Annotated in this window: 20 protein-coding genes; 7 read left to right on the forward strand and 13 right to left on the reverse strand. The window is 59.6% G+C overall.

All coding sequences use genetic code 11. The features are described 5' to 3' along the window. The first annotated feature begins 23 nt into the window (after nucleotides 1–23). Both AB6803_RS03765 and AB6803_RS03770 read left to right on the forward strand, forming a co-directional pair. On the forward strand, nucleotides 24–881 hold the full coding sequence (locus AB6803_RS03765; RefSeq protein ID WP_371107605.1) for a transporter substrate-binding domain-containing protein: 858 nt from the start codon (nucleotides 24–26) through the stop codon (nucleotides 879–881). Nucleotides 882–1,049: 168 nt separating this feature from the next. Continuing rightward, complete coding sequence (locus AB6803_RS03770) at nucleotides 1,050–1,820, forward strand: gamma-glutamyl-gamma-aminobutyrate hydrolase family protein (protein WP_371107606.1); 771 nt, start codon at nucleotides 1,050–1,052, stop codon at nucleotides 1,818–1,820. A 28-nt stretch (nucleotides 1,821–1,848) separates the two neighbouring features. On the opposite strand, the gene AB6803_RS03775 is transcribed toward AB6803_RS03770, so the two are convergent. After that, nucleotides 1,849–2,883 carry an aldo/keto reductase gene (locus AB6803_RS03775; protein WP_371107607.1) on the reverse strand — a complete coding sequence of 345 codons (1,035 nt, stop codon included), beginning with the start codon at nucleotides 2,881–2,883 and terminating at the stop codon, nucleotides 1,849–1,851. A 93-nt stretch (nucleotides 2,884–2,976) separates the two neighbouring features. Between AB6803_RS03775 and AB6803_RS03780 the strand changes: the two genes are divergently transcribed. Further along, on the forward strand, nucleotides 2,977–3,879 hold the full coding sequence (locus tag AB6803_RS03780; protein ID WP_371107608.1) for a LysR family transcriptional regulator: 903 nt from the start codon (nucleotides 2,977–2,979) through the stop codon (nucleotides 3,877–3,879). Nucleotides 3,880–3,904: 25 nt separating this feature from the next. Here the strand turns inward: AB6803_RS03780 and AB6803_RS03785 are convergent, their stop codons facing one another. The 4 genes from AB6803_RS03785 to msuE form a co-directional block, all read right to left on the reverse strand. Further along, complete coding sequence (locus tag AB6803_RS03785) at nucleotides 3,905–4,564, reverse strand: peroxiredoxin (RefSeq protein ID WP_371107609.1); 660 nt, start codon at nucleotides 4,562–4,564, stop codon at nucleotides 3,905–3,907. Between the two features lie 109 nt (nucleotides 4,565–4,673). Continuing rightward, complete coding sequence (locus AB6803_RS03790) at nucleotides 4,674–5,258, reverse strand: RBBP9/YdeN family alpha/beta hydrolase (protein ID WP_371107610.1); 585 nt, start codon at nucleotides 5,256–5,258, stop codon at nucleotides 4,674–4,676. A 205-nt stretch (nucleotides 5,259–5,463) separates the two neighbouring features. After that, complete coding sequence (locus AB6803_RS03795) at nucleotides 5,464–5,640, reverse strand: hypothetical protein (protein WP_371107611.1); 177 nt, start codon at nucleotides 5,638–5,640, stop codon at nucleotides 5,464–5,466. A gap of 62 nt (nucleotides 5,641–5,702) precedes the next feature. Then, complete coding sequence (gene msuE / locus AB6803_RS03800; protein ID WP_371107612.1) at nucleotides 5,703–6,263, reverse strand: FMN reductase; 561 nt, start codon at nucleotides 6,261–6,263, stop codon at nucleotides 5,703–5,705. A gap of 307 nt (nucleotides 6,264–6,570) precedes the next feature. Here msuE and AB6803_RS03805 point away from each other — a divergent pair, with 307 nt between their 5' ends. Further along, on the forward strand, nucleotides 6,571–8,010 hold the full coding sequence (locus AB6803_RS03805) for a family 16 glycosylhydrolase (RefSeq protein ID WP_371107613.1): 1,440 nt from the start codon (nucleotides 6,571–6,573) through the stop codon (nucleotides 8,008–8,010). Nucleotides 8,011–8,067: 57 nt separating this feature from the next. On the opposite strand, the gene AB6803_RS03810 is transcribed toward AB6803_RS03805, so the two are convergent. Together AB6803_RS03810 and AB6803_RS03815 are read right to left on the reverse strand one after the other, a co-directional pair. Beyond that, nucleotides 8,068–9,378, reverse strand: a complete 1,311-nt coding sequence (locus AB6803_RS03810) for an HlyD family type I secretion periplasmic adaptor subunit (RefSeq protein WP_371107614.1) — start codon at nucleotides 9,376–9,378, stop codon at nucleotides 8,068–8,070. Then, nucleotides 9,375–11,120 (reverse strand): type I secretion system permease/ATPase, encoded by a 1,746-nt coding sequence (locus tag AB6803_RS03815; protein ID WP_371107615.1) that lies wholly within the window; start codon nucleotides 11,118–11,120, stop codon nucleotides 9,375–9,377. Before AB6803_RS03815 ends, AB6803_RS03810 begins: the two co-directional genes overlap by 4 nt. Before the next feature lie 89 nt (nucleotides 11,121–11,209). Between AB6803_RS03815 and AB6803_RS03820 the strand changes: the two genes are divergently transcribed. Further along, on the forward strand, nucleotides 11,210–11,335 hold the full coding sequence (locus tag AB6803_RS03820) for a hypothetical protein (RefSeq protein WP_371107616.1): 126 nt from the start codon (nucleotides 11,210–11,212) through the stop codon (nucleotides 11,333–11,335). A 261-nt stretch (nucleotides 11,336–11,596) separates the two neighbouring features. On the opposite strand, the gene minE is transcribed toward AB6803_RS03820, so the two are convergent. Genes minE through AB6803_RS03840 form a run of 4 tightly spaced genes read right to left on the reverse strand, consistent with a single transcriptional unit; the run spans nucleotide 11,597 to nucleotide 13,652 of the window. After that, a complete protein-coding gene (minE, locus tag AB6803_RS03825; RefSeq protein ID WP_047458073.1) occupies nucleotides 11,597–11,857 on the reverse strand; it encodes a cell division topological specificity factor MinE in 261 nt (86 codons plus the stop codon). Beyond that, nucleotides 11,854–12,669, reverse strand: coding sequence for a septum site-determining protein MinD (gene minD, locus AB6803_RS03830; RefSeq protein WP_153367792.1), 816 nt, complete (start codon nucleotides 12,667–12,669; stop codon nucleotides 11,854–11,856). The genes minE and minD overlap by 4 nt, the downstream gene beginning before the upstream one ends. A gap of 32 nt (nucleotides 12,670–12,701) precedes the next feature. Then, nucleotides 12,702–13,427, reverse strand: a complete 726-nt coding sequence (gene minC / locus AB6803_RS03835) for a septum site-determining protein MinC (RefSeq protein WP_371107617.1) — start codon at nucleotides 13,425–13,427, stop codon at nucleotides 12,702–12,704. Beyond that, on the reverse strand, nucleotides 13,428–13,652 hold the full coding sequence (locus AB6803_RS03840) for a hypothetical protein (RefSeq protein WP_371107618.1): 225 nt from the start codon (nucleotides 13,650–13,652) through the stop codon (nucleotides 13,428–13,430). It lies immediately after the preceding gene. 26 nt (nucleotides 13,653–13,678) lie between these two features. On the opposite strand from AB6803_RS03840, the gene AB6803_RS03845 reads away from it, so the two are divergent. Both AB6803_RS03845 and AB6803_RS03850 read left to right on the forward strand, forming a co-directional pair. After that, nucleotides 13,679–14,488, forward strand: coding sequence for a mechanosensitive ion channel family protein (locus AB6803_RS03845; protein WP_371107619.1), 810 nt, complete (start codon nucleotides 13,679–13,681; stop codon nucleotides 14,486–14,488). A 103-nt stretch (nucleotides 14,489–14,591) separates the two neighbouring features. Continuing rightward, entirely contained in the window at nucleotides 14,592–15,392 is an 801-nt protein-coding gene (locus tag AB6803_RS03850) for an arginine deiminase family protein (protein ID WP_371107620.1), read from the forward strand. Nucleotides 15,393–15,407: 15 nt separating this feature from the next. On the opposite strand, the gene AB6803_RS03855 is transcribed toward AB6803_RS03850, so the two are convergent. Both AB6803_RS03855 and AB6803_RS03860 read right to left on the reverse strand, forming a co-directional pair. Beyond that, nucleotides 15,408–16,355 (reverse strand): asparaginase, encoded by a 948-nt coding sequence (locus AB6803_RS03855; protein WP_371107621.1) that lies wholly within the window; start codon nucleotides 16,353–16,355, stop codon nucleotides 15,408–15,410. Beyond that, nucleotides 16,352–17,812: an amino acid permease gene (locus AB6803_RS03860; RefSeq protein ID WP_371107622.1), complete on the reverse strand. Its 1,461-nt coding sequence runs from the start codon at nucleotides 17,810–17,812 to the stop codon at nucleotides 16,352–16,354. Before AB6803_RS03860 ends, AB6803_RS03855 begins: the two co-directional genes overlap by 4 nt. Nucleotides 17,813–17,822 lie beyond the last annotated feature (10 nt).

The following is a 17,822-nucleotide window of genomic DNA, read 5'->3' on the forward strand; positions in this document are numbered from 1 at the left end:
CCACAAAAAGGGGAACGACTACAATGAAATATCTGATTTCTCTCATGAAGGTCTTCAGCCTTCTGACACTGATCTTCGCGTCGACCGTCGTGCATGCGGAGGAAAAGAAATGGACGCATGTCACGATCGCTACCGAAGGTGAATTCCGTCCCTGGAACTTCACCAAGTCGGACGGCACCTTGGACGGCTATGAGATCGACCTGATCAAATATCTCTGCGCCCACATGAAGGTGGAATGCACGACCGTCGTTCAGTCCTTTGACGGCATGATCCCGGCCTTGCAGGCCGGCAAGTTCGACGCCATCATCTCCGGCATGTCGGCGACGCCGAAGCGCGAGGAAGTCATTGCCTTCAGCGATTCCTATGGCACGACCGGTCAGACCTTCGCCACGCTGAAATCCGATCCGCTGGCGCAAATGCCGCTGAAAGACCAGGTCTTCTCGCTCGGTTCGAACGAACAGGGAGCGATCGACGCGCTCAAGCAGCTCGAACCCTTGCTGAAGGGCAAGACCATCGGCGTCCAGACGGCTTCGATCGCTGAAAACTTCCTGCAGAAATACCTGAAGGACGTCGTCACCATCCAGGAATACAAGACGACCGAGCAGCATGATCTTGACCTCAAGGCTGGCCGCGTCGACCTGATCATGGCTTCCACCGCCTATCTGTCGACGGCGGCTTCCAAGCCCGGAAACGAAGATTTCGCGCTGACCGGTCCACGCTTCCAGGGCGGCCTGCTCGGACGCGGTAGCTCCGTCGGCCTGCGCAAGACCGATCCGGAACTGAAGGCGTTGTTCAACGACGCCATAGCCGCCGCCAAGGCTGACGGAACCATCGCAAAACTCTCGCAGAAATGGTTCGGCTTCGACGTGACACCGCGTTGAGATTTTTCTCCTAAAAACGGCCGCCTTCGTGGTGGCCGTTCACCCGGTTGCACCGGCAAGTGGCACGATAACTCTTGCGCCCTCATTCTCGCAGGAGGTATCCATTATGGTGAGAGAGGCCCACCAAGCTGGGTCGCCAGCGTTACGACCTGAAGGTGAGACCAGAGAATGACGAGACCCGTAATCGGCGTCATCGGGAATACCCGCCTTGTGGAGAGCCGCTTCCCTGCCCAGCTCGTAGGAGACAACAATCTCCGGGCCATAACCGAAGTCGCGAACGCTCTGCCGTTGATGTTCGCCGGTAGCCCGAGCCTCACTGACATTCAGGATCTGTTGGACACGGTCGACGGCGTGTTGCTGACGGGCGCCAGGGCCAATGTGCATCCGAGCCACTTCAATACCGAACCCCATCCCAAGCATGAGCCGTATGACGAGGACCGCGACGCCGTCGCGCTGCCACTGATCCGGGCCTGCGTCGAACGCGGCTTGCCCATCTTCGGCATATGCCGCGGCTTCCAGGAGATGAATGTGGCCGCCGGAGGCTCGCTGCATCCGGAAATCCGCGAATTGCCAGGCCGCATGAACCATCGGATGCCGCGTCTGGAGAACGGAGAAATTCACCCCGATCTGGAGGTGGTTTTTGCCGACCGCCACGATGTCCGGCTCGTGCCGGGCGGGACATTTGCCCGCATTTTCGGCCGGGATGTGATCCGGGTGAATTCCCTGCATGGTCAGGGCGTTCTTGAACTTGGCGAACAGGTGATCGCGGAGGGCATTGCCGAGGATGGTACGATCGAGGCGATCCGCTTCAAGGATGCTCGGGAATTTGCCCTCGGCGTGCAATGGCACGCCGAGCATGATCCGCAAACCAATCCCGTGAACCGCGCGCTGTTTCAGGCGTTCGGGGACGCGGTAAGACGGCACAAGAGCCGTCGTTAGCTGACGTTGCGTAATCGGATTATATAAATCAGGTAAGCGGTGGATTTAGTTTAGCAAACCCTTCCTGGTTCCGGTACGGGAAGTATGGATAGGGTGCCGCCGTCGCGCTTATCTTATCAAGCTTGCCAATCTGCTCCTTTGATAACGACCAACCGACCGCTCCGAGGTTCTGGCGAAGCTGTTCCTCGTTCCGCGCGCCGATAATGACGCTTGAAATAGTCGGGCGGTTGATGAGCCAGTTGATGGCGATTTGCGGCACGGTTTTGTCGGTCTCGGCGGCGATCTCGTCAAGAACATCGACAATATCAAAGAGCTTCTCGTCATCCACCGGCGGACCAAAGCTAGCCGTCTCGTGCAGGCGGCTCTTCTCAGGAAGAGGCTGGCCACGGCGGATCTTGCCGGTCAACCGCCCCCAGGCAAGCGGGCTCCAGACGAGCGCACCGACATTCTGATCGGCGGCAAGCGGCATCAACTCCCATTCATAATCGCGGCCCGCAAGCGAGTAATAGACCTGGTGGGCAACGTAACGGGGATAGGCATGCCTCTCCGAGATGGCCAGCGACTTCATCAGCTCCCAGCCAGCGAAATTGGAGGCGCCGACATAGCGGAGCTTTCCGGCCGTCACCAGGCCGTCGAGCGTGGAAAGCACCTCCTCGATCGGCGTCGAGGCATCGAAGGCGTGCAATTGCAGCAGGTCGATATAATCCGTGCCGAGACGGCGCAGGGCATCGTCAACGGACCTGATCAGCCGGGAGCGCGACGCGCCCCAATCGGCGGGCCCGTCGCCAGTTGGAAGCGCCGTCTTGGTTGAGATCAGGACGGCATCGCGCCTCCCCCGGATCGCCTGCCCGAGCACGTCCTCCGATGCGCCGGCGGAGTAGACATCCGCGGTGTCGAAAAGATTGACGCCTGCCTCCAGGCAAATGTCTACGAGACGACGTGCCTCCACCGCGTCCGTCGTCCCCCAGGCACCGAATAGTGGGCCGCTGCCACCGAAGGTGCCGGCTCCAAAGCTCAAGACCGGCACCCTAAGGCCGGATGCACCGAGATTTCTATATTCCATCGATCTGTCTCCTGTCGTTTCAACTGAGATAGACGCTCCGCCCACCATGATATAGATTGCCCATAAGAAACTCATTTATGATTTGAATTCATCATGAGCCGTCAGGACATCAATCGCTCCGGCGAAATGGAAGTTTTCGTGCGCGCGGTCGAGCTTGGTGGCTTCACCGCCGCGGCCACGGCCTGCCGTATGACGCCATCGGCCGTCAGCAAGCTAATTTCGCGTCTCGAAGCCCGACTGGGGGCGCGCCTCATCAACCGCTCGACAAGAAGGTTACAACTGACGCCGGAAGGATGCACCTTTTATGAGCGCAGCATAGCGATCCTTGCCGACATTGCCGAGGCCGAGCGCTATGCCTCGGCGGGCGAAGAGGCCGCCGGCCCCATCCGCATCAATACCAGCGGTTCCTTCGGCAACCACGTGCTGGCGCCGCTCATTCCATCCTTTATGGCGCTATACCCTGCCGTCTCGCTTGAGATCGTTCACACCGACAAGGTCGTGGACTTAATGGAAGAGCGGGCCGACGTTGCGATCCGCACAGGACCGCTCAAGAATTCCAGCCTGACCGCTCGCAAGCTCGGAACGGCCCGCAAGATCATCGTCGCCTCACCGGACTATCTTAGACGTCGTGGCGCGCCGCGATCAATCGACGAACTCCAGAAGCACGGCCGCATCGGCTTTGCCTATGCCCGCGCCGTAGAGGGATGGCCCCTGCTAAGCGCCGGCAAGACGAGAGAGGTTCCCGTTACGCCGGGCTTGAAGGTCGGCGATGGCGAAGCCATGCGCCATCTGGCGCTTACGGGCGCCGGCCTCGCACGCCTTCCCGCTTTCACGGTTAAGGCGGATATCGAGGCCGGCCGTCTGGCACCCGTGCTCGAAGACATCAACCCCGGCGACGGCGAGGAATTCTATGCCGTCCATATCGGCCAGGGTGGCCCGCTTCCAGCGCGCGTCCGGGCGCTGCTGGATTTCCTGCACGACAATGTCAGGCTGTGAAGAGCCTGCTTGGCTAACGGCGCGTTTAGAGCGCCGGCTGCTTGGTCTTGCGCAGATAGGGCAGCACGGTATCGAACGAGCCGAAGCGGCTGATGGCGTCCTCGTTGGACACGGCGGCGGTGATGATGACATCCTCGCCCTGCTGCCAGTTCGCCGGCGTGGCAACCTGGTGCTTGGCCGTCAGTTGAATGGAGTCGATGGCACGGAGGATTTCGTTGAAGTTCCGGCCCGTCGTCATCGGATAGGTGAGGATCAGCTTGATCTTCTTGTCGGCCCCTATGACGAAGACGGAGCGCACCGTGGCGTTGTCGGCGGGCGTGCGGCCTTCGGAACTTTCGCCGGCGCCAGCCGGCAGCATGTCATAGAGCTTGGCGACCTTGAGATCCTTGTCGCCAATCAGCGGATACTCAACGTCGAAACCGGTGGCGGTCTTGATGTCCCCCTTCCATTTGGCATGGCTTTCGACCGGATCGACGGAAATGCCGATAACCTTGACGCCGCGTTTCGCAAACTCCTGCTCAAGACCTGCCATTGCCCCAAGCTCGGTCGTGCAAACCGGCGTGAAATTTTTGGGGTGAGAAAACAGCACCGCCCAGCCGCTGCCGATCCAGTCATGGAACTGGATAGGTCCCTGGGACGTGTCGGCGCTAAAATCGGGTGCGATATCGTTGATACGCAGGCTCATGATCGGTCCTCCAGATATAGGGCTGTCGCTGTCAGATGACCGGCGACAGATGTTGGGCAAAAGAAATCCGCCGCAGAACGACGATGAATGCTCTCGAAGAAAAGTCTCCTCAAGCGCTCGCCGTCACTGCCGGCGCAGAAACATACGGCCTCCGGTGTCTGGCTCGCGCTTTCAGCGTATCCAGCAGCGCATAACCGCTCGGCCAACGCCCGAAACCGCTTGCGACATTGATATGGCCCGCAAGGCCGATATTCCTGATCTCGGAATTCCAGAGGCGCCCGAACATCGTAAGGCGGTCGAGCGTCATATAGATGTCGTTGAGGCTGCCGATCGTCATGCTCGGAAATGGAAGGGGGTCGGTGGGCATGGTGCCGAAGGAAACCTGCCCCGCATGCAGCGTTTCCGTCGCGGGGAGATCGCAGGGCGCAACAAGCAGTGCACCCTTGACGCGGCGCGCGGCCGGCCGGCTCGCCAATTGGGCAGCCAGCAGGCAGCCGAGACTATGAGCAACGATATAGGCGTCGCCCGCTTCATCGAGCGCCACTTCGAGCTTTTCCATCCAATCACGAAGGTTCGGATGATCCCAGTCGTCCTGCTCCACCACATGGCCGTCGGGTTGATCCTGCAGCCAATAGCGCTGCCAGTGCCCTTCCCCCGATCCGAATAGGCCCGGCAATATCAGGACCCTGCTCATCGCACCTCCGCTCTTTCGATCAAGGGCAATTGATGCTCGGGAGCGGTCATCAGAATGCTCCCGCCACGAGTGCGAACAGAAAGATGAAGGAGGAGGCAATGGTGCAAACTTCGGCACCGCGAACGAGACGGGATCGAATGTAACTCGGGATGCGTCTTGAAACCGGTCGCCGGAGATCGAAAGCCAGAGCCATCGCGCGTTCCCCTCAATACCAGGCAATCGGCGTTGAGCACCAGAAATAGAGCTCGTAATCGCGCGCCGATGGCCCCCGATCATCGTCGACGGCAGCCGCTCTATCGATCAGATGAAGAGGCTCATCCTTCCAGTGAATCCAGAGCTGGCCAAAGGCCGTCTTCAAGCGGGTGATGACATCGAATTTCATGCTATCCTCCATCTCGTTGATCCAATTTGCTTAAGTAAAAGATGTTGCCGTGGGACGATCGGTCACTCGGCTGCGGCAAGCAGTGCCGTCGCGCCGGGAAAGAAGGCGGCGAGTTCGCCGATCACCTCGTCGATGCGCTTGGAAAGCGGTTCGGACGAAATCTTGTAATCGGTAAAATCGCGATCCGAGGCATAGACCGCCGTTGGCAGCGTATGGGCCATGAAGAAGCCGAAGAGCGGCCGCAGCTGATGTTCCACCATCAGCGCATGCCGATCGCCGCCACCCGTTGCCGTGATGATGATCGGCTTGGCGCGCAGCTCATGCGGATCGATGAGATCGATGAGGTGCTTGAAGAGGCCGGGATAGGACCCTTTGTAGGTGGGCGAGCCGATGACGAGCACGTCAGAGGCAACGATATCGTCGATCACCCGCTTCGCCTGATCGTCCAGATCCTTGCGCCATTGAGCGGCGCCCAGCGACGGGCCGACATCCTGCAGGTCGTAGAGGCTGCTTGCAAAACCATACTGATTGGTCGCCAGATCGGCCACGTTCTGCACAAGCGCATATGTCTTCGACGGGCGGTTGAAACTACCGGCGATGCCGACGAGTTTGCGGGCAACCATTCTCATTCCTTTCCGAGCTTCAAACGAGCTTTCCAATGAGCAAATATTGTCTATGGAAATGATAGATTAAAAGGAACGACCATCTCTCCTTGCCCGGAAAACGGGAAATCTGTTCCGTTCAAATGAGGTCGGCGTGGGCCGACGTCGCCCGTCGCCCGCGCATGTGGCCACTATCTCTACTTTTGAATGTAAAAAATTTTTCCGTGGGGCTGGGCAAGAATGCCCGCGGCCCTATCTCGCTAGACAAGGCGCGAAAAAATGTTGGCTTTGTGGAGGAGACAACCTAACGCAACGGAAGAGGTTGCCGATGACCACGAGTGTTCTCAATGCCCTGGGCCAGCCGCTTTACTACAGCGGAACGTCGACAGGTTTTTTCTCCGCCACCGGTTCCGGCCCGATACTCTACGGCACCGCTGGAAATGATTCCATGTGGGGCGACGCCTCCGTCAACGTGACGATGCATGGCGGTACCGGCGACGATATCTACTATCTTTATTCCAGCATCAACCATGCCTACGAAGCGCCCAATGGCGGGATCGATACCATCAGTACCTGGATGGACTATACCCTGCCGGACAATTTCGAAAATCTGACTGTGACCGGCAATAACCGACATGCCTATGGCAACAGCGCCGACAATATCATTACCGGTGGTACGGGAAGCCAGACCATCGATGGTGGTGCCGGCAACGACGTCCTGACCGGCGGCGGCGGCGCTGACACCTTTATCATCTCCAAGGGCAATGGCAGCGACCTGATCACCGATTTCAGCGACGACGACAAGGTGCGCCTGAATCAATACGGACTGACCTCCTTCGATCAGGTCACCAGCCACACGACCCAGGAAGGTGCCAATCTGCGGCTGGATCTGGGAAATGGCGAAAGCCTGGTTTTTGCAAACAAGACCGTGGCCGATCTTCATGAAGATCAGTTTCAGCTCGGTCTCGACCGTTCCTCGCTCACCCAGACCTTTTCGGACGAGTTCAATTCGCTTTCTCTCAGCAACGGAACGCAGGGCACCTGGGAAGCGAAGTTTCATTGGTCGCCGGACAAGGGCAGCAGCCTCAACGACGAGCTGCAGTGGTACATCAACCCGTCCTACGCTCCGACCTCATCGGTCAATCCGTTTTCCGTTTCCGACGGTGTTTTGACGATCAGCGCCAAAGCGACACCTGATGCGCTGAAATCGGTCGTGGAAGACCATGACTATACCTCCGGCATCCTGACCAGCTACTCTTCGTTCTCCCAGACCTACGGATATTTCGAAATGCGGGCAGAGATGCCGCATGATCAGGGCGCGTGGCCGGCCTTCTGGTTGCTGCCGGAAGACGGATCCTGGCCGCCGGAACTCGACGTGGTGGAAATGCGCGGCCAGGACCCGAACACGGTCCATGTGACGGCACATTCGAACGCGACGGGCGAACACACGATGGAATCCATCCCCGTGTCGGTTCCCAGCACCGACGGCTTCCACACCTACGGCGTGCTCTGGGATCAGGACCAGATCGTCTGGTATTTCGACGATGTTGCCGTGGCTCATGCCGACACGCCCGCCGATATGCACGGCCCCATGTATATGCTGGTCAATCTGGCCGTCGGCGGTATTGCGGGCACGCCGGGAGACACGTTGAAGAACGACGGGTCGGAAATGAAGATCGACTATATCAAGGCCTATTCGCTGGATGATCACACAACGCAGACGGCCTCGGCGGTTCAGTCCACCCATACCACCGATTGGCATATATGATCTGATGCCAGGGTGTCTTGGGCGCCTGGCGCGACCGTCTAAATCACGGCCGCGCTTTTAATTCTCTTTGAACGCCCGCTTGATCTGATCGGTCATCGGCTTCGTCAAATAGGCAAGAACGCTTCTCGAGCCGGTCTGCATGAAGGCTTCTACCGGCATGCCGGCAAGCGGCGTCAGCTCGCCCAGCCGGTCCCACTCCTCCTTCGACGCTTTAGCGCGAACCACATAATAACTCTGGCCAGAATGCTGATCGGTCGTCAGATCCGCCGAGATGGTCTCGACGCGACCATTCAGTTCGGGCGTGATGCGCTGGTTGAAAGCGGAAAATCGCAAAGCGACGACCTGCCCGACGGAGACCTGGGCGATGTCCTGTGGCGCAAGCTTCAGCTCGGCGACAAGCGCGTCCTTGTCCGGCACGATCTGCATGATGGTTTCCGCCGGGCCGATCACCGCACCCGCCGCATGCACGTTCAACTGATCGATGATCCCGGCTTGCGGTGCCCTGATCTCTATCCGCCTTAGATCGTCCTCGACGGCGATCAGCCGCTCCGAAAACTGCCCCGTATCGCTCTCAGCCTGCCGCAGCTGATCGGAAACCTCTGAACTGCGGTCATTATCGATCTGAATGATCTGAAGCTCGGTCTCGGTTATCTTGCCGTTGGTCTGCGCAATCGACGACACGAGATTGCCCAGCTCACCCGTCAGCCGGGCGCTATCCCGCTGCAACGAATAAACCTTCGTCGCCGAAATGATGCCCTGAGCCAGCAATTGCTGCAGGCTGCCGAGCTCCTTGCCGACGAGCTCGATCTCGGTGCGCTTGCCCTTCTCCTGCGCGACAAGGCCTTCGACTTCCTGTTTCAGCTGCTGTATTCTCTCGCGCAGCTGGGACTTCTGGCCTTGTCGCGAAGCCTGCCGGTCGTTGAACAGGCGTTGCTCGCCGGTCAATATGCTCTTCACGTCGTCATTGTCGGCGTTGGACAACAGATCCGCCGGGAAGATGATCGCATCCTTGCCGTCACGCTCGGCAGCTAGCCGTGCCGTTCTGGCGGCAAGTTCATTCAGACGCTTCCTGAAAATGGCGAGACTGGCTCTGGTCTGCGTATCATCCAGACGAATCAAAACCTGACCGGCCTCGACGCGATCGCCATTCTTCACATTGATCGCACTGACGATGCCGCCCTTGAGGTGCTGCACAGGCTTTACGTGGCTGTCCACAACTAGGGTACCAGATGAGATGACCGCTCCGGAGATCTTCGTTGCTGTCGCAAGGCCGCCCATGATGCCAAACAGCAGGAGGATCGTCGCCAACACGAACATGGAAAGGCGGCGGATGGCGCGGTCGGTGGGGGAGAGCTTCGTGTTCTTCATCCGCTCACATCCTCGCCGGCGATCATCAATCGCACAGGTCCGGTCCCAGAAGGCTTCGGAGACGTCCCCAGTATCTCGTCCTTGGTGCCGAAGGCCTGCATTTGGCCGTTGGCGATAATCATGACCTTGTCGGCGGCCGCAAGCGCGCTCGGCCTGTGCGCCACGACAATGGCGATGCCACCCCGCGCCCGTACGCCGATCAAGGCTTTGGTCAGGGACGCCTCCCCTTCGGCATCCAGATTCGAGTTCGGCTCGTCCAGAACCACCAGGAACGGATCACCATAAAGCGCGCGCGCCAAGGCGATGCGTTGCCTTTGACCGGCCGACAGCCGCGAGCCGCCCTCGCCTATGATCGTGTCGAATCCGTCCGGCAGCTTGACGATCATGTCGTAGACGCCGGCGGCCTTCGCGGCCGCGATGATTGGCTCAGGCTGCATGTCCCTGGCGAAGCGGGAGATATTTTCGGCGATCGAGCCATCGAACAGGCCGACATCCTGCGGAAGATATCCGACATGTTGCCCCAGTTCGCTTGGCTCCCATTGCGACAGCGCCGCCTGATCGAGCCTGATCGCGCCGATGGTGACCGGCCACAGTCCGGTGATCGCCCTGGCGAGCGACGATTTCCCCGAGGCACTTGGACCGACGACGCCGAGCACCGTTCCCGCCGCTATCTTGAACGAGATGTTACGCAGGATGAAATCGCGGTTTCCCGGAGACGTCAGACCGATATTCTCGACGCTGAGATCTTTTTGCGGCGCCGGCAGCGCAACTGCCCATTGTTCGTTCGGGATCAGGTTCAAAAGCTTGTTGAGACGCGCCCAGCTTTGCCGGGCGCCGACGAAGCCCTTCCATTGTCCGATCGCAAGTTCGACCGGGGCCAGAGCGCGAGTGACCATGATCGAGCTTGCGATGATGATGCCGCCGGTTGCCTGCTGGTCGATGACGAGGATCGCGCCCACGGCCAGAACGCCGGACTGAAGCATCATCCGCGATATCTTGGCGATCGTGGTCAGCGTGCCGGCAATGTTGCTCGCGGCCAGCTGATTTGCGAGATAGTCCTCGTTCATCGCCGCCCATTTCTCAGTGAGGCGGCCGCTGAAACCCATGGCGACAACAGCTTCCCAGTTCCGCCGCGCGGCCTGCGCGAAGCTGAGACGGGCGGCCGAGGATTTGGCGGCTTCAAGCGCCGGCCGATGCGACAGCACCTCGGCAAGCACGGTTAGAATGACAAGCAGAACGGCCCCACAAAGCGCGGTGACGCCGATCCAAAAATGGAACAGGAAGCACAGGACCAGGTAAAACGGCATCCAGGGCAGATCGAACAGCGCCGCGCATCCGGCTCCGGACAGGAACGAGCGGACCTGCTCCAGATCCCGAACGGACTGGAGCCCATCGTCGGAGGTTTGCATTCTGGTCGGCAAAAGAACGAGCGAGCCGAAAACCCTCCGGTTCATCCGTTCATCAAGGGATGCGCCGACGCGCGCCAGCAACATGGAGCGCAATAACTCCAATGCGCCCTGAAATATGAATAGGGTCGCGGCGATAATCGCGAGACCAGCCAGCGTCGGAAGACTGCGACCGGGAATGACCCGGTCGTAAACCTGCAGCATGAAGAACGAACCGGTGAGCGCCAGCACATTGATCGCCGCACTGGCGAGCGCGATGCTGAAGAACGCCTTTCGAAGCGATGACAGCATCAGCAAAATGAACGTCTGTGGTGGTTCTTTCGGAACAACAAGCACGTCGCTTCAATCCTTAACTTAGCCCTTGGATGACAGCAGAGTATCCACAGCATTGCCCCGCATCGTCCCCCTCAAGCGAGGAGACCGAAATGACGCAAAGAGCCAACCACATTGCTACGGCGGCGATGAAAATTGCTTATGGCCCCTTACCTGATCCGCAGCCTGAGAGCCGGCTGCTCCGTGCACAAGTATCGAATATTCTTTGCATTTTATGAAGTCGAAATTTACCCAACCTCCAATTTCAGTGAACCCGATCTTAGGATTTCAGGCCATGTTCCATGGTGGCACATTGTCCGGTTGCGACACGCAATCGAACAAACATGTCATGGTGGAAGTCACGATGGTCGGGTTGCCTCCGCTCAATTTCGGAGCAACCCCGCGCTGCGGAATCACCACGCAGAAAATCCCCCGGCCGGTGGCCGGAGGATTGCACTATTGAATATACGATCTCTAATCGAGCGGCCGCAAACCTGGCCTTAAGCGGCTCGCACGGTTGCGTTCAACGGAATTTCGACGTCGATTTCGAGCGTCGAGACGTGCTCGTTGCAATCCATCTTCACCTGAACCTTGTCCCTGTCGAGCTGTACGTGTTTTTCGATCACGGCAAGGATTTCCTCGCGCAGCAGAAACACCAGGTCCGATCCTACAGACGAACGTTCGTGGGCGAGAAGCAGTTGCAAGCGTTCGCGCGCGGCCGGGGCGGTCTTTTGCTTTCCAAAAAGACGAAAAATGTTCATGCCGCCCTCCGTCCGAAGATCTTGCCGAAAATGTTCCGCTTTTCACCGGGAATCGTGATCGGGAGAACCTCGCCGGCCAGCCGGCGCGCAGCATCGAAATACGCCATCGCGGGCGCGCTGCGGCTGTCAGCCAGCGTGACAGGGGCGCCGATATTGGAGGCGCGCAGAACATCGCTGCTTTCCGGAATGATGCCGAGGAGCGGGATGGACAGAATCTCCAGAACGTCGTCGACCTTGAGCATGTCGCCGCGCTCGGCGCGATTGGCGTCGTAGCGGGTGAGCAGCAGATGCTTCTCCATGCGCTCGCCGCGCTCCGCCTTGAGCGTCTTCGAGTCGAGCAGGCCGATGATGCGATCCGAATCGCGCACCGAAGAAACCTCAGGGTTGGTGACGACCACCGCCGTATCCGCATGACGCATTGCCAGGGTCGCGCCGCGCTCGATCCCGGCCGGGCTGTCGCAGATGATCCAGTCGAAATGCTGCTTCAACTCATTGATGACGCGCTCGACGCCTTCGGGCGTCAGATTGTCCTTGTCGCGGGTCTGCGATGCCGGCAGCAAAAACAGCGTTTCCAGTCGCTTGTCGCGGATCAGCGCCTGCGGCAGCTTGGCATCGCCCTGAATAACATTGACGAGATCGTAGACGACCCTGCGCTCCGCGCCCATCACCAGATCGAGATTGCGAAGCCCGACGTCGAAATCGACGACGACCACTTTCTCATTTCTTTGCGCCAGGGCCGCTCCGAGCGCGGCAGTCGAGGTCGTCTTGCCAACCCCGCCCTTGCCTGACGTCACTACGATGACTTTCCCCATCTTGCTCTCCTGTTTCCTGACCGGTTTCCGGCTCAGATAAGTTTCTCTGCTTTGATGGCATCGCCTTCCAGCCAGAGCTGGACGGCCTGCCCGCGAAGGTTGGCGGGCATGTCTTCCGCCATCTTGTAGATACCGTCGATGGCAACGAGTTCTGCCTCGAGCTTGCGGCAGAAGATGTGCGCCGACGCCTTGCCCAACGACCCCGCCATGGCCCGGCCGCGCAAGGTTCCATAGATATGGATCGAACCGCCGGCGACGATCTCCGCTCCCGAAGCAACGGATCCGACGATAGTGACGTCACCTTCCGGGAAGATGATCGACTGGCCAGAACGCACCGGCTCCCTGATCGTGATGGACTGAACCGACGGACGGGCTTCAGGCACCGTGGCCGGCTGGCTTCGCAGCTCGATGGTCGGCTCTTTCTCGGGAACCTCGAAGTCGGAAACCGCGCGGCCACCCTTGAGAGCGGCAGGCATGCCCGGCCCAAGGATCGACGGGCGCGCACCCTCGATTCCCATGATGCTGACATTGCGCTGGCCAAGCTCCGCGATGAGCTCCTTCAGCTGCGAACGGTCGATCGGCAGATCCGTCACGTCGAGCACAACCGGTCGCCCAAGGAAGAATCCGGCCGAGCGTGCAGCCAGATCATCCAATCTTATCAACCAGTTATCGAACGGAAGATCCGGAGAAAGCATGACCGCCAGAAAGGAGCGGCCCTTGATGCGAATGGAGCGAGGGTCTGTTATCACTTTGGTCATCTATGTAAATAAATCGTTGATATTGTGTACCAACGCCATGGTTAACAAATGGTTAATTTCACCCCATAAACCGTAAATCGCCGCCGCCTCAAAACCCCAAAATGGCGTCTCGCCTACAGTCCTTATTTTGGGTGATCCGGCGACCTCCGCCATTGCATTTACCATCATGGAAGGGCACCAAAGCGGAACCAGTTCGGCTTCGGAGGGTTCCTTGGCCGTGACCATCAATGGCCTGAAAGGGTATGTGCAGAATGGAAAATCAAGCCACCAACGCAATCGTCGCCACGCAGACTGCACTCAGTCAGGCAAGCGCCCTGATCGTTCACTACGGCTTTTCGACTATAGGAGCGATCGTCCTGCTGGCCGGCGGCTGGGTTCTTGCCAGCGTCATCAGTCGGTGGGCTTACAAAGGCATCTCGAAAATTCACGGCATAGACGAAACACTGGCCCGATTCTTCGAGAAGGCGCTTCACTACGGGCTGCTGATTCTTGTGTTCGTCACTGTACTCGGGCAATTCGGGGTCCAGACGACCTCGATCGTTGCGACGTTGGGTGCCGCCGGCCTCGCCATCGGACTTGCCCTTCAAGGCACGCTACAAAACATAGCCGCCGGAATCATGCTGCTCGCACTGCGCCCCTTTCGTGTCGGCGAGTATATAGAAGCCTCTACGGTTGCCGGCAAAATCGTCGAAGTCGGACTGTTCGCTACTCAACTGCGCACCGCCGACGGCCTTTATCTGCTCGCCCCGAACTCGACGCTATGGAACACGCCGATCATCAATCACAGCCGCGAACCCAATCGCCGGCAGCAACTGTCGGTAGCCGTCGGTGACGGCGCGGATCTGAAGCTCGCTACGAAAACCCTTCTTGATATCGTCACCAATGATCGCCGCGTGCAGAGCAATCCTGCTGCCCGTGTCTATTCAGACGACCTGACGGCCGAAAAGACGACATTAAAGATCGAATACTGGGTCAAGACCAGCGATTGGACGGAGACCCGTCACGATCTGGTTGATCGGATGAGGGCCGCGCTGGCGGAGAAGGGAATCGCAATCGGATAAGTTCGCGAGCTGCCACCTGTCCCCGCGTGCAGATTCCGCTTAGATGCACGACATCAGTTGAGTCGGATGCAACCGCCGGAACGGAAGAAGAAGGTATCCAGAAATGTCGCCAGCCAGATCAGTCTATCGCTTCAACTCCGCCATCGTTCGCGAGCCATCACGCTCGGTGGTGGACGGCCTGCGCGCCGAGGATCGTGGCAGCCCGACCTATGAAGCCGTGAAGGCCGAGCATGATGCCTATATTGCGGTACTGCGCGATGCCGGCGTCGAGGTGACCGTCCTGCCGGCGCTCGAAGCCTTCCCCGATTCGATCTTCGTCGAAGACCCGGCGCTCGTCTTCACCGAAGGCGCGATCCTGCTGCATCCCGGCGCGGCAAGCCGGTCCGCTGAAGCGGCGGAAATCGCCCCGACCTTGCGCAACATGTTCGAAACCGTAGTCGATCTTCCAGCAGGTTTTGCGGATGGCGGCGATATTCTGGCGACGCCGAATGGCGTCATGATCGGCCTTTCGGCCCGCACCGACAGAGCCGGCGCCGAAGCACTTATCGGCTGCCTCGAGAGGCTTGGCCACAAGGCGGAATTGGTCGCCACGCCGGAAGGCGTGCTTCATTTCAAGACCGCCTGCTCGCTGCTGGATGACGAAACCATGCTCTCGACTGCCCGCCTCGCCCGCTCTGGCGTCTTCAAGGACTACAAGCAGATCATTATCCCGGAAGGCGAAGAGCCGGCGGCAAATGCACTGCGGATCAACGACATTCTGATGGTGCCTTCCGCATACCCACGCAGCCTCGAGCTTCTCGACAAGCATGGCTACAAGGTCGTACCGGTTGCGACGACGCAGATCGAAATGATCGACGCAGGCCTTTCCTGCATGTCGCTGCGCTGGTATCGCGACGGCAAATAAAGCTAGCCGGAAAAGCTAGGGACAGTCGCTAAAAGCCTGGAAGATCCGTTCGACCGGGCTTCGTGCGGCAACGAGTGTTGCGAGCAGAATGCGAGCTTGGCCGGGCCGAAGTGTGCGCGAGTGAATTGCGCCGACAACGGCGAGATCATGCCCGCCTCCGCCGCCGCCATAACTCGACATCAGGAGACCTTCCGGAACCCGGCTCGAGACTACGACCGGAACGCCACTATCCGTGCAGCGCCTTACCGTGTCGATGATGTCTGGATTGGCATTGCCGGAGCCGAGGGCGGCAAGCACGATTCCGTTCGCACCTGCATCGAGGCTCGCCTGGATATGAGTGGCGTCGCAGCCGGGATAAATCGCAACTATATCGACACGGACGCCTGCGACTGGTGTAGGCAGACGCGGGCTCTCGACATGCCCGATCGGCCGCGCCGAGCGGAATGCGTCGGGCTTATCCGCGCTACGCTTATAGACGCCCCATGCGGGCAGAAGCCTGCCGCCGAAGGATACGAGAACGCCTCGACCGACGTTATCCTGGTTCATCGCGGTTTCGATCGCCAGGGCAAGGTTGGCCGGCCCATCGGCATGCGGATGATCGGCGGTAAATTGCGCACCGGTGAAAACCACAGGTTTTGAAGTTGCCTGCTGCAGGTGAACGAGCAGCGCCGTCTCCTCCATCGCATCGGTGCCATGCAGGACGACGACACCGGCAATGGCCGGATCATCGAGCTGCTGTCTTACGGCATCGCTGATCCGCTGCATGTCGGCCAGCGTCAGGCTGGCGGAATCTTTCGACATCAGATCAATGGGTTGTAGCCGCGCGTTGACCTGCGGAACAAGCGCAAGAAGATCCTCGCCCGTCAGGCTTGGCGTGCTGGCGCCATCGGCGCCACGCTTGCTCGCGATGGTGCCGCCGGTGGCGATGACTGCCACCAGCGGATTGATTTGCTGCGCGTTCAATGCGGCGCTTCCGCACTGACGACACGTTCTCCGGCCAGGCGATGGATACGCTCGCGCAGCAGATACCATCCGACGACCAGCGCCGGAATAATGATCACCAGCGACGCGATGGTCCAGGTGCCGACCGGATAGTCGAAAGCCATGAGCACCAGCACACCGAAGAGGAAGACAAGCGTGAGGATGCCGGTATAGGGCGCGCCGAACATACGGAAATCAGGCCGGACCAGCTCGCCGCGGCGCGACAGGTGCCACAGCTTGAGTTGGCAAAGCACGATGACACCCCATGCGCAGATGATTCCGAGAGCGGACAGGCTGAGCGCGATTTCGAAGGCCGCGGCCGGCACGACCGCATTCAGCGCTACGCCGAGAACCGTTACGGCGGCAGTCACCGCAATGCCGCCATAGGGCACGCCAGCCCTGTTCATCTTTGCGAGTGCCGCGGGGGCAGAGCCCGACACAGCCATCGAATGAAGAATGCGGCCAGTCGAATAGAGACCAGCATTGAGCGAGGAGAGCACGGCAGTCAGGACCACCAGGTTCATGATGATATCGGCACCTTCGACGCCAATGGAGCCGAAGAAGGTCACGAAGGGGCTCTCGCCGGCCTTATAGGCCGTGTAAGGCAGGAGGAGCGAGAGCAGGAACACCGAGCCGACATAGAAGATCAGGAGACGGGCAACAACGGTACGGATCGCGCCGGGAATGACCTTACGCGGATCGGCGGTTTCGCCTGCCGTGGTGCCGATCAGTTCGACCGAGGCGTATGCAAACACGACGCCCTGAATGATGACGAAGGCAGGCAGGATGCCGTTGGGGAAAAAGCCGCCATTGTCGGTAATGATGCTCAGACCGACGGTATGCCCCTCCAAGGGGGTACCGAACACGACAAAGTAGATGCCGACGACCAAGAAGGTCGCGAGCGCCAGAACCTTGATCAGGCTGAACCAGAATTCAAGCTCGCCGAACACCTTGACCGACAGCATGTTCATCGCCAGGACGACCAGAAGCGCCGTCAGTGCGAACACCCACTGGTCTATCCCCGCCAGCCAGGGAACGTAATGCTTGAAGAAGTTCATGTAGAGGGCGACGGCGGTGACGTCGGCGACCGACGTCATCGCCCAGTTCAGCCAGTACATCCAACCGGCGGCGAACGCCATCTTCTCGCCGTAGAACTCGCGGGCATAAGAGACGAAGGAGCCAGAGCTTGGGCGGTGCATGATCAACTCGCCGAGCGCGCGCAGCACCAGGAACGCGAAGAAGCCGCAGAGCGCATAGACGAAGACCAGCGCGGGACCGGCTTGGGCGAGCCGCCCGCCTGCCCCCAGGAACAGTCCGGTGCCGATCGCGCCGCCGATGGCGATCATCTGGATCTGCCTTGGCTTGAGCGCCTTGTGGTATCCGAGCTCTTCCTCGACGAATACCTCGCGGTCTGCCGATGTGGTTTTCATTGATTCCATTGATATCTCT

Source organism: Rhizobium sp. RCC_161_2 (assembly GCF_041355235.1).
In the GTDB taxonomy this organism is placed as follows: domain Bacteria; phylum Pseudomonadota; class Alphaproteobacteria; order Rhizobiales; family Rhizobiaceae; genus Rhizobium.

Bases quoted from the DNA above. Each gene is read 5' to 3' on its own strand.
- AB6803_RS03805 (WP_371107613.1), top strand. From the start codon at position 6,571: ATGACCACGAGTGTTCTCAATGCCCTGGGCCAGCCGCTTTACTACAGC.
- AB6803_RS03845 (WP_371107619.1), top strand. From the start codon at position 13,679: ATGGAAAATCAAGCCACCAACGCAATCGTCGCCACGCAGACTGCACTC.
- AB6803_RS03810 (WP_371107614.1), bottom strand. From the start codon at position 9,378: ATGAAGAACACGAAGCTCTCCCCCACCGACCGCGCCATCCGCCGCCTT.
- AB6803_RS03850 (WP_371107620.1), top strand. From the start codon at position 14,592: ATGTCGCCAGCCAGATCAGTCTATCGCTTCAACTCCGCCATCGTTCGC.
- minE (WP_047458073.1), bottom strand. From the start codon at position 11,857: ATGAACATTTTTCGTCTTTTTGGAAAGCAAAAGACCGCCCCGGCCGCG.
- minC (WP_371107617.1), bottom strand. From the start codon at position 13,427: ATGACCAAAGTGATAACAGACCCTCGCTCCATTCGCATCAAGGGCCGC.
- minD (WP_153367792.1), bottom strand. From the start codon at position 12,669: ATGGGGAAAGTCATCGTAGTGACGTCAGGCAAGGGCGGGGTTGGCAAG.
- AB6803_RS03820 (WP_371107616.1), top strand. From the start codon at position 11,210: ATGACGCAAAGAGCCAACCACATTGCTACGGCGGCGATGAAAATTGCT.
- AB6803_RS03840 (WP_371107618.1), bottom strand. From the start codon at position 13,652: ATGGTCACGGCCAAGGAACCCTCCGAAGCCGAACTGGTTCCGCTTTGG.
- AB6803_RS03775 (WP_371107607.1), bottom strand. From the start codon at position 2,883: ATGGAATATAGAAATCTCGGTGCATCCGGCCTTAGGGTGCCGGTCTTG.
- AB6803_RS03860 (WP_371107622.1), bottom strand. From the start codon at position 17,812: ATGGAATCAATGAAAACCACATCGGCAGACCGCGAGGTATTCGTCGAG.
- AB6803_RS03795 (WP_371107611.1), bottom strand. From the start codon at position 5,640: ATGAAATTCGATGTCATCACCCGCTTGAAGACGGCCTTTGGCCAGCTC.
- msuE (WP_371107612.1), bottom strand. From the start codon at position 6,263: ATGGTTGCCCGCAAACTCGTCGGCATCGCCGGTAGTTTCAACCGCCCG.
- AB6803_RS03780 (WP_371107608.1), top strand. From the start codon at position 2,977: ATGAGCCGTCAGGACATCAATCGCTCCGGCGAAATGGAAGTTTTCGTG.
- AB6803_RS03765 (WP_371107605.1), top strand. From the start codon at position 24: ATGAAATATCTGATTTCTCTCATGAAGGTCTTCAGCCTTCTGACACTG.
- AB6803_RS03790 (WP_371107610.1), bottom strand. From the start codon at position 5,258: ATGAGCAGGGTCCTGATATTGCCGGGCCTATTCGGATCGGGGGAAGGG.
- AB6803_RS03785 (WP_371107609.1), bottom strand. From the start codon at position 4,564: ATGAGCCTGCGTATCAACGATATCGCACCCGATTTTAGCGCCGACACG.
- AB6803_RS03770 (WP_371107606.1), top strand. From the start codon at position 1,050: ATGACGAGACCCGTAATCGGCGTCATCGGGAATACCCGCCTTGTGGAG.